Annotated in this window: 19 protein-coding genes; 11 read left to right on the forward strand and 8 right to left on the reverse strand. The window is 66.7% G+C overall.

From position 1 onward, the window contains the following. From GH736_RS09660 to GH736_RS09690, 7 genes are all read left to right on the forward strand, one after another. The coding region (locus GH736_RS09660) for an SbcC/MukB-like Walker B domain-containing protein (protein ID WP_268891238.1) at positions 1–380 on the forward strand (380 nt) is incomplete at its 5' end. Between the two features lie 2 nt (positions 381–382). Then, positions 383–787 carry an NADAR family protein gene (locus GH736_RS09665; RefSeq protein WP_159602601.1) on the forward strand — a complete coding sequence of 135 codons (405 nt, stop codon included), beginning with the start codon at positions 383–385 and terminating at the stop codon, positions 785–787. Between the two features lie 77 nt (positions 788–864). After that, the gene (locus GH736_RS09670) at positions 865–1149 is read left to right on the forward strand and encodes a hypothetical protein (protein WP_159602604.1); all 285 of its coding nucleotides are present in this window, start codon (positions 865–867) and stop codon (positions 1147–1149) included. A 50-nt stretch (positions 1150–1199) separates the two neighbouring features. Beyond that, complete coding sequence (locus GH736_RS09675) at positions 1200–1490, forward strand: hypothetical protein (RefSeq protein WP_159602607.1); 291 nt, start codon at positions 1200–1202, stop codon at positions 1488–1490. Between the two features lie 40 nt (positions 1491–1530). After that, a complete protein-coding gene (locus GH736_RS09680; protein WP_159602610.1) occupies positions 1531–1950 on the forward strand; it encodes a hypothetical protein in 420 nt (139 codons plus the stop codon). A 56-nt stretch (positions 1951–2006) separates the two neighbouring features. Further along, entirely contained in the window at positions 2007–2279 is a 273-nt protein-coding gene (locus tag GH736_RS09685; RefSeq protein WP_159602613.1) for a hypothetical protein, read from the forward strand. A gap of 150 nt (positions 2280–2429) precedes the next feature. Beyond that, a complete protein-coding gene (locus GH736_RS09690) occupies positions 2430–2849 on the forward strand; it encodes a hypothetical protein (RefSeq protein ID WP_159602616.1) in 420 nt (139 codons plus the stop codon). Positions 2850–2865: 16 nt separating this feature from the next. Here GH736_RS09690 and GH736_RS09695 read toward each other — a convergent pair whose 3' ends face one another. Further along, positions 2866–3747, reverse strand: coding sequence for a hypothetical protein (locus tag GH736_RS09695; protein WP_159602619.1), 882 nt, complete (start codon positions 3745–3747; stop codon positions 2866–2868). Positions 3748–3813: 66 nt separating this feature from the next. Between GH736_RS09695 and GH736_RS09700 the strand changes: the two genes are divergently transcribed. Genes GH736_RS09700 through GH736_RS09710 form a run of 3 tightly spaced genes read left to right on the forward strand, consistent with a single transcriptional unit; the run spans position 3814 to position 5000 of the window. Beyond that, positions 3814–4068, forward strand: a complete 255-nt coding sequence (locus tag GH736_RS09700; RefSeq protein WP_159602622.1) for a hypothetical protein — start codon at positions 3814–3816, stop codon at positions 4066–4068. Further along, on the forward strand, positions 4065–4535 hold the full coding sequence (locus tag GH736_RS09705) for a hypothetical protein (protein WP_159602625.1): 471 nt from the start codon (positions 4065–4067) through the stop codon (positions 4533–4535). The genes GH736_RS09700 and GH736_RS09705 overlap by 4 nt, the downstream gene beginning before the upstream one ends. A 15-nt stretch (positions 4536–4550) precedes the next feature. Beyond that, a complete protein-coding gene (locus GH736_RS09710) occupies positions 4551–5000 on the forward strand; it encodes a macro domain-containing protein (protein WP_159602628.1) in 450 nt (149 codons plus the stop codon). A 282-nt stretch (positions 5001–5282) separates the two neighbouring features. Here the strand turns inward: GH736_RS09710 and GH736_RS09715 are convergent, their stop codons facing one another. From GH736_RS09715 to GH736_RS09745, 7 genes are all read right to left on the reverse strand, one after another. Next, positions 5283–5873 carry a hypothetical protein gene (locus GH736_RS09715; RefSeq protein WP_159602631.1) on the reverse strand — a complete coding sequence of 197 codons (591 nt, stop codon included), beginning with the start codon at positions 5871–5873 and terminating at the stop codon, positions 5283–5285. Further along, positions 5873–6424 carry a TerD family protein gene (locus GH736_RS09720; protein ID WP_159602634.1) on the reverse strand — a complete coding sequence of 184 codons (552 nt, stop codon included), beginning with the start codon at positions 6422–6424 and terminating at the stop codon, positions 5873–5875. The genes GH736_RS09715 and GH736_RS09720 overlap by 1 nt, the downstream gene beginning before the upstream one ends. Beyond that, positions 6421–6903 carry a hypothetical protein gene (locus tag GH736_RS09725; protein ID WP_159602637.1) on the reverse strand — a complete coding sequence of 161 codons (483 nt, stop codon included), beginning with the start codon at positions 6901–6903 and terminating at the stop codon, positions 6421–6423. The genes GH736_RS09720 and GH736_RS09725 overlap by 4 nt, the downstream gene beginning before the upstream one ends. 27 nt (positions 6904–6930) lie before the next feature. Further along, entirely contained in the window at positions 6931–8145 is a 1215-nt protein-coding gene (locus GH736_RS09730) for a toxic anion resistance protein (protein WP_159602640.1), read from the reverse strand. Positions 8146–8218: 73 nt separating this feature from the next. Then, the gene (locus GH736_RS09735) at positions 8219–8794 is read right to left on the reverse strand and encodes a TerD family protein (protein WP_159602643.1); all 576 of its coding nucleotides are present in this window, start codon (positions 8792–8794) and stop codon (positions 8219–8221) included. 39 nt (positions 8795–8833) lie between these two features. Further along, entirely contained in the window at positions 8834–9415 is a 582-nt protein-coding gene (locus GH736_RS09740; protein ID WP_159602646.1) for a TerD family protein, read from the reverse strand. Between the two features lie 66 nt (positions 9416–9481). Then, complete coding sequence (locus GH736_RS09745; protein WP_159602649.1) at positions 9482–10615, reverse strand: DUF475 domain-containing protein; 1134 nt, start codon at positions 10613–10615, stop codon at positions 9482–9484. A 140-nt stretch (positions 10616–10755) separates the two neighbouring features. On the opposite strand from GH736_RS09745, the gene GH736_RS09750 reads away from it, so the two are divergent. Next, positions 10756–11409, forward strand: a 654-nt coding sequence (locus GH736_RS09750; RefSeq protein WP_235933944.1) for a phosphoribosyltransferase domain-containing protein, incomplete at its 3' end; no start/stop codon positions are given.

The raw sequence follows: 11409 nt of genomic DNA on the forward strand, positions 1-11409 counted from the left end.
AGCTTCGCACGTCCAGGGAGACGTCGAAGGGTGCCACCGACAACAAGGTCAGCGTGTACGTGGAAACCCCGACCGGGATCCGCCCCTACGAGACCCTCTCGGGCGGGCAGAAGTTCCGTGTCGACCTAGCGATCCGTGCCGGCCTCGCCGCCGCGATCGCCCGAGGCACTGGCACCCCGATCCGCACGTTCATCCTCGACGAAGGTTGGGGCACGCTCGACGAGAAGGGTGTCCTCTCCACCATCGACACGCTGTTCCGCCTCTCAGAGGAGACGAACGTCCTCACCGTGTCGCACATCGATTCCGTCCGTGACGCGTTCCCAGCACGGGTGGAAGTGCGCATGGATGGTGGCACGTCGGTCGCGGAACTGGTGGCGTGACGATGACGGTCATCAACAGCTTCACCGGCGACTACGCATTCCTGTCGAACTTCCATGTGGAGAAGGACGGGAAGACGGTGGAGCATCGATTCCAGGCGGCGAAGACGAAGTCGGCGTACGAGAAGAGCCTCATCATGAAGGCGCAGAACCCCGGCGCCGCGAAGAAGCTCGGGCGGACCGTGACGCTCCGCCCGGACTGGGAGCAGGTGAAGGTCGCCATCATGGTGAACCTCGTCCGTGAGAAGTTCACCGACCCGGAGCTCGCCGCGCTACTCCGCGCGACCGGCGATGCCACCCTCATCGAGGGGAACCTCTGGAACGACCGGTTCTGGGGTGTGGACCGACGCACCGGGTACGGGAAGAACGTCCTCGGGCACACGCTGATGTTGGTCCGCGCGGCGCTGTAACGACCGGTGCGAACTGTTGCGGCCGCCCGCGCATGTTCTGGATGCTGACGCGCCCAGGCGTCGCGGGAGGAGCACAGGTGGACACGGGCGGCGACCCATTCGGCGGTATCCCCGAAGCGCTGGCGAACAGCCCGTGGCTGGCGAGCCTGTGGGGGTACGGACTTCTCGCCCTCGCAGCGCTCGGTTTCGCTGTGATCGTCATCTCGTTCGCGGTGCATCGGCCATGGCAGAAGGCGCTCACCGTGCCGCTCGCATTCGTCGGCACGCTCGCATGCCTGGTCGGCGGGATGCTGATGCTGACGCTCGACCTGCCCGACCCGGACACCACGGCCGACGTCGAAGCGCAGGTGGTCGGCCCCTGACCTCGGGATCGGCGCAGCAGTGTCGACTGTTCGCCGCATGGCTCCCCGGCATGACCCACGAGAAGCGCCGCCCCGGCGCCCGCGCCCACACCTCCCGGGTGAGCAGCTTCGACGACCAGCGTGAAGGGCGCATCGATCGCCTGCAAGGCGAACTGGCTGTGGCGCTGGCAGCCCTGGCGGACGCGGAAGCCGTCGTCCTCGAAGCCGGGGACGCCCTCACAGCCGCGAACGCCCGCGAAGCCCGCACCGCGGTCGACGATGCCGCGGAAGCCGTCACGAAGCTTGAGCAGACGATCGCCCAGACCGCCGGCGCCGACACAACCGTCTCCGTCCACCGTTGACCGTCCCGCGCCCGCGCATGGTGTGAACGGAAGGAGCACCATGTCGAACATCATCCACGGGCTCTCGGACCTCCCGTCCGTCGACCTGATCACACCTGACGGGATCGCCGCCGCTGACCGGCACTTCGCAGAGGTCAGCCCGAGCACCCCGGCCTGGCAGCGGCAGATGATCCTCGAGGTCGCCGCGCGCGACTGGTCGCACGGCGAGGAGGAGCGGGTCCTGAAGCAACTCCGCCACTACCTCGACCTCACCGGCACCCTCCGCGTGGTCGCTGCGATGGTGTCCGCGTCCGTGCCGCCCGCGAAGCCTGCACCCGCAACCGTCGTGGAAGTGTCCCACCAGGAGCTCCGTGCCCGGATCGCGGACCTCGAAGAGGAGCTCGAGCGCGCCAAGCAGACCCGGCCAATCGACGACATCGAAGCCGACCTCAACGGGATGCGATACCTTCTGAACGGCTGAATGGGCCCGTTCCTTTGTCGCAGCGAGAGCCGCTGCATGTTCGAAAGGACTGAACCATGCCCGTAAACCACCCCCGCACCTGGGTGCCCGTCGACCTCACCGTCGTCGAGGCCGCCGTCGCGAAGCTCGAGGAGACCAACGACTTCGGTCGCGCGCTCGACGTCATCGCGTTCCTGCCGGCGCTCGTCGGCGAGATCACCGAGCTTCGCTCCCGGATGGGAGAGGTCGCTGACCTGTACCACGACCGGGTGAAGGAGACCGCCGAAGGCGGGATCACCGACGCGGAGGAGATGTTCCTCGCGGACATCTCGAACGCGATCCGCGACTGACCCCGGACGGACGGCGCGGGATACCCACCCGCGCCGTCCGAAGCGGTCTTGTCGCCTGTCAGCGCTGGGAGTAAGGTGCGAGGCGGCTGGGCGCCGATCAGTGGCCGACCGAGCGCCCGGCCGTCATGTTCAGGCGACAAGGGGGACGCCATGCCGTTGGTGCAATGGTTCGACCTGCCGTACACGTTCGACGTCCACCAGCGAGGCAGCGACGGCGTCACTCGAGGGTTCAAGCTCAGCCTCTACGCGTCGCCTGAGGTCTCCTCGTTCATCCAGTTCTTCGGATCGGCGGAGCAGCAGCACATCGTCGGAACCGTCAAAGGGTATGCGACGGCGCAGCACGACATCGAGTTCGGCGTCCTCTGGAACGACCGCAAGGCAGGCCGCTACACCGGCCGCTTAGGTGGGGACCGTAAGCTCCGCGGCGAAACCGTGCAGGTTGAAGGGTCCATACCCGACGACCATGATGACTCGACGCTCTGGGACTACATCCTGAGCCCGATTGCATTCACCTCTGTGCCGCTCAGAGCTATCTGGTGGGCGGACGAAAGCAACCTCTGGCACCCCTGACCCGCACTGGGCGCCCCTACACGTCAAGGAGCGCGAGCACCTTGTCGCGCTCCGCCTGGATTGACACGGTCCTTCCGGCGAGTTCGTCAAGCATCCCCTGCAGCGGCCAGACGGAATAGGCTCCGTATCGGGCCGAGTAGATCCCGACCCGGTCGATCTTGAAGACGTCGATGGTGTCGAAGAGGGCGTACCCGATCAGCTGGTACACCTGCGGTTCCTTCAGTGTGTCCTCACGCTCGTTGGTGCGCCGGCTCACGGTGCCCAGCTGCACCTTGAGGTCGATCAGAGTACCTCCAGCGATGAGGTCCGCTTCGGCGTGGCAGAGCGTGTGCAGGTACATCTGCGGACCCAGGCTGTAGGGCCCTTCGAGGTGCGGGAGAAGCTGTTCCTCGGCGAGCCGTCGCAGCTGTCTGAGTTGCTCGATTCCTTCTGCTGGGGCAACGGCCATCATCGCCGGCAGTGAGCTGTCCTGCTCGTACAGGATGGGGAAGAGCGGACCCTGGGTGGCGGCTTGAATGGAGCGGTAGGCCTCGGTGAAGAGTGCGAGCGCCCAGCAGGCCCGGTAGAACTCCTCGCTGTGTGAGTCCTCCCGCTGCGCTGCGTGCACGACCTCCGAGACCACGGCCGCTGCCTTCGAAATCCTCGAGTTCCAGACGAAGTTCGGCCGGAACCTGCATGGCTCGTGGGTGGGGTCGAGCAGCAGCCGGAGCATCACGTCGAACGCTGTGCCAACGGTGCCGGCAGGGACGCCTGCGACGCCGTCCACGATCAACCGACCGGAGCGCTCCTCGTAGTCCTTCCGAAACGGCAGGGTGTTCGGGAACGTCTCCTTGAAGTACGCATGCAGCGGCGTCTTCGATGACCGGAGCGCCCCGGTCAGGCTTTGGGTAATGGGCACTGGCACATCATCCCGGTTCCGTCGGACGTTCGGGAAACCTCCTCATGTGCCGCGCATGGCGTGGGTATGGACTCAACCACCCCTGACGCCGTCGACCCTCTCGACCCGACCGCCATCGCCACGTTCATCGCCCTGCTCGACGCCGCGATCTCCACCAGCGAGACGTTCCGGTACGCCGACCTGCTCGAGCGGGCAGGTCTCCCACGGACGGCGTTGGAGGACTGGACGCTGGTCCCGAAGATCATCGCCTGGGACGAGCGGCGCGGTTTCGCACCGACCGAGTACGCACGAGCCAACTTCCCGCGCATGGACTCGGTATGAGCCGCAGAGCCGTCATCGACCAGGTCCTCACCGACGAGTACGCCGCCGACCGTGTCAGCCGTACCGTGCTGGACCGGCTCGCTGACGAGCTCGACGCCAACTGGGACGGCTACACCGCCGTCGAAGCCGGTGGCGGGCGCACCGTCGCCGACCAGGCGATGCGGCTCATCTGGGGCCGGCTCGTGTCGATGTCCAAGGCGGTCGACGCTGCTGCGGCGATCGTCGCCGCGCTCGAGGTCGCACCCGAGGCGTACCTCCGTGACCGGAAGTTCGACGAGTTCTCCGCCACGGTCGGCGAGGAGTTCTGGACGGTCGACGTCCTGAAAGCGTCCGACGACGACTTCATCTCGGGCGCACTCGTGTCCGCCACCCACCGGAAGCGGATCTTCGACACGATCGCAGCCCACCTCGCAGGTGAGGCAGCCCTCGCGAAGCCGATGACCCTCGCCATGGCGATCGCCGCCTAACCCCAAGGAGCCACCATGACGACCGTCATCCACCGCACCGGTGACCTGTTCACCTCCGACGCACCCGCGATCGGACACGGCGTCAACGTCGACCCCGGCGTCATGGGCTCCGGCATCGCCGTCCTGTTCCGCGACCGGTTCCCCGGCATGCACGCCGCGTACAAGGTCCTCTGCGGCCGCAAGGTGTTCCCGGTCGGCACCACGATGATCTGGGACGGCGAACCCGCCGGGCCGATCATCTACAACATCGCCTCCCAGGACAAGCCCGGCCGGAACGCCCGCATCGACTGGCTCGAGTCAGCCGTGAAGGCCGCCCTGATCGACGCCGACCAGCGCGGCCTCGACCGGATCGCACTCCCACGCATCGGCTGCGGCATCGGCGGCCTCGACTGGGCTGACGTCGAACCGACCCTCGAACGTCTCGCCGGGGAGCACACCGCCGACCTCGAGATCTGGACGCTCTGATCGCCGCCCGCCGCAGCGCCGGGGACGTCCACTGGACCCTCCCCGGCAAAAAGCGCCCGTTCGCGTACTCCACGCTGGCAACCAGCGACCTCGTTTCCGCCCTCGCGGAAGACGGGCACACCGTAGACAGTGCCGCTGCAGCGATCAACTACGACGACGAGGCCGTGACCATCCTGCAGACAATGTCCGCCGCCGGCCACGGCGAGACGGTCCTCGCAGAACTCGTGCGCTGACCCGCGCTTTCAGCGGACGCTGAAACGTCTCGTACACCGAACTCGCGCGTCAGGCCGCCGCGAACCCGAACGCCGCGGCGACGTCACCCGTGACGAACTCCGCGCGGAGCTCGAGCACGCCACCGACAGGTGACAGGTACAGGACCGCTCCGGCTGGAAGGGTGATCGGAATGCCAGCGCTCGTGGCGACGACCATCGAGGTGCCGTTCGAGGCGACGATGAGCCTCCGGATCTGCCGGTGGTGTCGGAGCCCGACGATGAGATCCGACCCGATGAACTCGACGACGGGTCGGTTCGAATTCGTGGGGACGCCCCTCGGCGGCTGCTCGCGAGTGAGCACCCCACTCTCAAGGTCGATCGTCTGCCACCACGCGGCGCTGACGCCGGTGATGCGAAGCGATCCGATCGCAGAGTGCCGGCGGGTGAGCGCGACAACCGGGCTCGATACGGTCAGTTCCACAGGTCCGGCCGCGACCGGCTTGGCCGGCGCCGCTTCCGCAACAGGTTCGGTCGCAGCCGCAGCCGGCCGGGTGAGGTTCAGGAAGTCCACCGCGCGTTCCGGAGCGGTCTCGACAGTCTCCCCTGGCTTCCGGCGCCGGCGGAGGTAGACGATGTCCGATCGCGAGGATCGGAGGTCCATCAGAGCGCCATCCCGAACGCGTTCAGCACCCCGGCGATCCCAGTGGTGAACCCGTCGCCGAGCGCCCGGAACTTCCACTGGCCCTTGTAGCGGTAGAGCTCGCCGAAAATCATCGCGTTGACGCCGTCGCTGTTGCGGGGCAGGTCGAACCGGAGGATGTCGTGGCCTTCACGGTCGGCGACGCGGACGTACGCGCCGCGCACAGAGTCGAAGGTTCCAGGCTTGCGAAGGTCGGGATCGACGTAGACGACGAACACGATCTCGTGCACCGCGGCGGGGATGGCGGCCAGGTCGACGTCGATCTGCTCCTGGTCCCCATCGGTGACGTACTGAACTGCGCCGGAAGCTGCGGTCAGCTGGTTGAAGAACACCATCGCGTCAGCGTCGACGGCTCGGCCGTCCTCGTCGCAGATGATTGCGGAGGGGACCAGTTCAGGCATCGGGGAGTTCGACGGGACGACGTCCCACCCGAAACCGATCAGGAGGTCGCTGAGGAGCGGGTTGGCGGCATTCACCGGGGCGTTCTGGCCCGACTGAAGGGTTGCGCTCATGATTTCGTCCCGGAGTGGTCGTACTTGTTCTGGAGGAAGATCGCTTGAGCTTCCATCGCGGTCATCGCGTCATCAGCGACATGCGCGGCCATCGCCCTGGTGGTCCGTTCGATGCGGTCGAGCTGCTCGATGAGCATCCGGTCGCCGCGGCCCCCGTCGGCTCGGTCGGCGTCAGGCAGGCGCAGGAACAGTTCCAGTGAGGTGGGGACATAGTCGGTGATGACGGAGAGGATCTCGATCTCCCGTTCGATCAGCACCGGGTGGGTTGCGGTTCGCTCGATGACGGGTCGGAGGTTGTCGTCGATGGTTCGTAGGGCGGAGTAGGCGGCCGGTGACAGCTTCGGCGAAGCCGCACGGGAGGCGCTTGCGAGCCCGTCCAGGGAAGCGATGGCCCGGTCGGTGAACGTCTGCTCACCGGCCGGCTGCGACGGCTGGATGACCGGCTGCGGGCGGGTGAACAGGTTGTCGATCCAGGACATCGCTTCCCTCTCTGGTCTGGCGGGCGGTTACGCGGAGATCGCCGGCTGCTGAGCGGCGGTGTCGAGCGCGCGTGCACGGTCCAGCTGCGGGCGGGCACGCTCCAGCTGGGCGCTGAGCTGACCGATCGACTGGGCCATGTTCGCGTTCGCCTTCGTTTTGAACGTCTCGATCTCGTCGAGGGTGGCGAACAGGTTGTCGAACGAACGCTGCAGCGTCTCCACGGACAGTGCCGGGCTGGCCGCCTGCTCATGGATCCGGGCGGTCTGCTGCCGCATCATCTCCGCGGTCGCGAGGATCGTCTTCTCCGTGGTCGCCTTCACAGCGTCCAGCTGGTCGAGGACGAGCTTCTGGTTGCTGAGGGCCTCAGCGACGATGATCGCCGTGCGAAGCGCGGTGATGGTGGTGGTGCGGGCCCGGTCGACGCCCTTGATGAGCTCGACGTTATTCTTCCTGACCATCTCCATCGCCATGTACCCCTGGATCGCGACGGCGAGCTGGGTGAGGAGGTCCTGGTGTCGCTGGCGGACGGTGAACAGCATGTCCGCCTCCATCACCTGGGCGGCCTGCACGTTGCCGGCGGCGCGCAGCTGGTCGACCTGCCCGACGAGCTCCCGGTCGATCGCGTCGGCGAGGATGATGTACTCGTTCAGCTGCCCCATGGAGTCCCAGAGCTTCTGCTTCTCCAGCTGCAGCGACGCGTTGTCCTTCTGCAGTTCGTCCTGGCCGGCGATGAGCGCCTTGATGATCCCGTCCAGCTGCTGCTGCGCGGACTCGTACCGCTGGAAGTACTTCCGGACCTTGTTGCCGCCGATGAGTCCGAGGAACTTCTGGCCCCGGTTCAGGTCGGCGGCGTTCGGGGTGAGGTCCGAGACGGTGGAGCGGAGCTCGGCGAGGCTCGTGACGACCTTCGTGGTGGTGTCCTTGCCGTTCCGCTTGGCGCCGGCGACGGAGGTGGTGGAACGCTCGAGCATGCGGCTGGCTCCGTCACCGGTGGCGGCAACCTCAGACTTCGCGAGCGTCTGGATGTCGTTGAGCTTGGCGACGAACTCGGGCGAGTTCGGGTTGTACTTCACCAGGTCGGTGACGAAGCCCTTGGCCTGCTGGCCGATCTCGAGCTTGCGGCTGTCGTCGACCGGCTTCAGCATCGATTGGGCTGAGTTGGGCTGTACGTCCTCGACGGGCTCGGGGACGTTCAGCACGAGCGTGGTGCCGGGCTCTTCGTCTGGGGCGAGCAGGGTCATGGTGCCTTTCCTGTGGCGTTGATGGTGGGTGTGGGGCCGGACGGATGCCCGGCCCCGTGTGGTGCTGCGAGGGTCAGATGTTCACGCCGAAGTCGCGGGCGACTCCGCCGAGGCCGTCGGTATAGCCCTGGCCGACGGCCTTGAACTTCCACTCGCCGTTGTAGCGGTAGATCTCGGCGAAGACGGCGGAGTTCTCACGGGAGAGCTCCTCGCCGAGGTCGTAGCGGACCACCTCGGTGCCGGTTTCGGTGTTCTCGATGCGGACGTAGGAGTTGCGGACCTGGCCGAAGTTCTGGCCGTTCGCAGGGGTGCCGTGCATCGAAACGACGATCACGACCTTGTCCACGTCGGCGGGCACCTTGGTGAGGTCGACAATGATCTGCTCGTCGTCGCCGTCTCCTGCGCCGGTGCGGTTGTCGCCCTGGTGGACGACGGATCCGGCGGCGTCGGACTTCTGGTTGTAGAAGATGAAGTCGGCGTCGGAGCGGACCTTGCCGTTGGTGCCGACGAGCAGGGCCGAGGCGTCCAGGTCGAATGCGTCACCGTTCGTGGTTCGGGCGTCCCACCCGAGTCCGACGAGGGCCTTCTGCAGGCCGGGGTCGGTCTTGGTGAGGGAGAGGTTGTCGCCCTTGTCGAGGGTGAGGGTCATGGGGGTGTGTTCCTTTCGCGGGTTGGGTGTTGCGGGTGGTCAGGCGGCCTTGGCGGCCGGGATGAGGTCCTTGGCGGTGCGGCCGTTGGCCGGGGTTCCGAGGGCGGTGATCTGCCAGCCGGCCCCGGCGCGGGTGATCTTGGCGATGACCGTGCCGGTGAGGTTCCCGGTGTCGGCGAGGTTGTAGCGGACGGTCTCGGTGTTGCGGGCGTCGGTGTTGTCGACAACGCGGGCGAAGACGTTCGCGACCTTGTTGAACGTCTGGCCCTGGTAGCTGGTGACGACCAGCACGATCGCGTCGACGTTGGCCGGGACGTTCGGGAGGTCGACGACGATCTGCTCGTCGTCGCCGTCTCCAGCGCCGGTGAGGTTGTCGCCGGTGTGTCGGATGGAGCCGTCCTTGGAGCGGAGCTGGCTGAACGAGACGACGTCGACGACCTGCTTGTCGGCGGTCAGGAGGATGGCCGATGCGTCGAGGTCGATGTTGCCGCCTCCGCCGCCGAAGAAGCCGCCGCGCTTGGCGGCGTCCCAGCCGAGGCCGAGGGTGACCTTCGTGAGTGCGGAACCGTCCTGCTTGGTGAGGCTGAGCGACTGGTTCTTGGTGAGGGTGAGCGTGCTCATGTAGCTGCTTCCTTTCAGGGGTGGGTGCAGGTGCCGGGACCGTCCCGGCCCCTGCAGTTCTCGTCGCTAGGCGGTAACCGCTGCGGCGGGCTCAGGCTCCGGCGCGGCGGTCTGCTCGCGCCGGTTGCGGATGATGGAGGTGATGAACGCCGCTCCGATGAACGCGACGCCGATCAGGCCGGTGACCACCTCGGGGATGTCGAAGCCAATGCTGACGATGAGGATCGCCGCGAGGGCACCGATCGCCCAGTGGGCGCCGTGGTCGAGGTAGACGTAGTCGTTCAGGGTTCCCTGGCGGACGAGGAAGATCGTGATCGACCGGACGAACATCGCACCGATGAGGCCGAGTCCGAGGGCGATGATGATCGGGTCTGCGGTGATCGCGAACGCGCCGACGACGCCGTCGAAGGAGAAGGACGCGTCGAGGACCTCGAGGTAGAGGAACGAGAAGAACGCGGCCTTCCCGACGAGCTTGGCGACGTTCGACGGTCCCTTGTTGGCGTTGAGTGCACGGTCGATGTCCTCAGCGGACCCGTGGATGCCAGGGTTGTCGTCCTCGTCGGCGCCTTCGAAGAAGGAGCCGAGCGCGTTCACGGCGATGTAGGTGATGAGTCCGAGCGCTCCGGCGATGAGCACCTCTGCCGGGTGCTCGGTGAGAGTCGATCCGGCGACCAGCGCGATCAGCGACACGACGAACGACAGGGAGTCCAGCTGGCCGATCTTCGCGAGCGGCGTCTCCAGCCACGTGAGCCACTTGATGTCGCGGTCCTCGAAGACGAAGTCCAGGAACAGCATCAGGAGGAACATCCCGCCGAAAGCGGCGATCTGCGGGTGGGCGTCGTGGAGGTAGTGGCCGTAGGTGCCGGCGACATCCGGGTCGCCCTTCTCGAGCGCGAGGGTGACGACCTCGGGGATGGACAGGCCGGTGGTGATCGCGACGAGTGCGAGCGGCATGAGCAGGCGCATGCCGAACACGGCGATGACGATGCCGATGGTGAGGAAGATCTTCTGCCAGAAGGCGGACATGTTCTCGAGGATGCGTGCGTTCACGACGGCGTTGTCGAAGGAGAGGGTGACCTCCATGACGCCGAGGATGGCGGTGAGGGCGACAGCCGCCCAGCCACCGTAGAAGTACGCGACGATCATGGCGGCCGCGGTGACGATGAGGGACCAGTTGAAGGTCCGGAGGAAAGTCTTCATGGTGGGGAGCTCGTGGTGAGCCGGTGTCCTTTCCGAGCGGGGTGTGAGGTTCGGTTGAACGCTTCGGCACATCCATGCGCGGACTTTCGCCGCATTACTGTCTTCGGGATGTTTCCGAGCCTGCCGCGCATGTGCTCGTCATGGAGAAAACACTTCCCAGCCCCGCCTCAGGTGCTGCCGTTCATCGCGGCGCCGGCTTCGTCATGGACGCTCTCGGGCTGACGTTCACTTCCGGTTCGCAGCCGTTCCCGTTCGACGCGGTCACCGGCATCGCGCTGCGCCGAAACCCCAGACGCGCGCACTTGTTGACATCGAAGCTGCTCGGGAAGCACTACCCGCAGTCACCGGCGCTGATCGAAGCGGCCGCGGAGGTGGTCGCGTCCAAGGTTTGGGCGGCACTTGCCGATGTGCCGGAGAGCGTCCCGGCCGCGTACACACGACGCCTCGCTGATGCGTTGGACGGTGCAGGTCTGACAAGCGCGCCCAGGCAGGACCTCACGGTCTTCGGCGACCGGCTGACCGTTCTCGGATTCGCTGAGGCTGCCACCGGTCTCGGTGCGAGCGTCGCTGCGGCGCTCGGCGCGTACTACGTCTCCACGACCCGGTACCCGGTCCGCTCACGTGCCGAGTACGGGTCGTTCCAGGAGGAGCACTCCCATGCCCCGTCCCACTACCTCACCCCGGCTGACCGTGGAGCGCTCGACGACCGATCCAAGACCGTGGTCCTCGTCGACGACGAACTGACCACGGGGAAGACCGCCCGGAACACCATCCGGATGCTGAACACCCTCACC

It is taken from the genome of Agromyces humi, assembly GCF_009720255.1.
Lineage (GTDB): Bacteria > Actinomycetota > Actinomycetes > Actinomycetales > Microbacteriaceae > Agromyces > Agromyces humi.

Bases quoted from the DNA above. Each gene is read 5' to 3' on its own strand.
- GH736_RS09665 (WP_159602601.1), top strand. From the start codon at position 383: ATGACGGTCATCAACAGCTTCACCGGCGACTACGCATTCCTGTCGAAC.
- GH736_RS09675 (WP_159602607.1), top strand. From the start codon at position 1,200: ATGACCCACGAGAAGCGCCGCCCCGGCGCCCGCGCCCACACCTCCCGG.
- GH736_RS09680 (WP_159602610.1), top strand. From the start codon at position 1,531: ATGTCGAACATCATCCACGGGCTCTCGGACCTCCCGTCCGTCGACCTG.
- GH736_RS09685 (WP_159602613.1), top strand. From the start codon at position 2,007: ATGCCCGTAAACCACCCCCGCACCTGGGTGCCCGTCGACCTCACCGTC.
- GH736_RS09690 (WP_159602616.1), top strand. From the start codon at position 2,430: ATGCCGTTGGTGCAATGGTTCGACCTGCCGTACACGTTCGACGTCCAC.
- GH736_RS09700 (WP_159602622.1), top strand. From the start codon at position 3,814: ATGGACTCAACCACCCCTGACGCCGTCGACCCTCTCGACCCGACCGCC.
- GH736_RS09705 (WP_159602625.1), top strand. From the start codon at position 4,065: ATGAGCCGCAGAGCCGTCATCGACCAGGTCCTCACCGACGAGTACGCC.
- GH736_RS09710 (WP_159602628.1), top strand. From the start codon at position 4,551: ATGACGACCGTCATCCACCGCACCGGTGACCTGTTCACCTCCGACGCA.
- GH736_RS09715 (WP_159602631.1), bottom strand. From the start codon at position 5,873: ATGGACCTCCGATCCTCGCGATCGGACATCGTCTACCTCCGCCGGCGC.
- GH736_RS09720 (WP_159602634.1), bottom strand. From the start codon at position 6,424: ATGAGCGCAACCCTTCAGTCGGGCCAGAACGCCCCGGTGAATGCCGCC.
- GH736_RS09725 (WP_159602637.1), bottom strand. From the start codon at position 6,903: ATGTCCTGGATCGACAACCTGTTCACCCGCCCGCAGCCGGTCATCCAG.
- GH736_RS09730 (WP_159602640.1), bottom strand. From the start codon at position 8,145: ATGACCCTGCTCGCCCCAGACGAAGAGCCCGGCACCACGCTCGTGCTG.
- GH736_RS09735 (WP_159602643.1), bottom strand. From the start codon at position 8,794: ATGACCCTCACCCTCGACAAGGGCGACAACCTCTCCCTCACCAAGACC.
- GH736_RS09740 (WP_159602646.1), bottom strand. From the start codon at position 9,415: ATGAGCACGCTCACCCTCACCAAGAACCAGTCGCTCAGCCTCACCAAG.
- GH736_RS09745 (WP_159602649.1), bottom strand. From the start codon at position 10,615: ATGAAGACTTTCCTCCGGACCTTCAACTGGTCCCTCATCGTCACCGCG.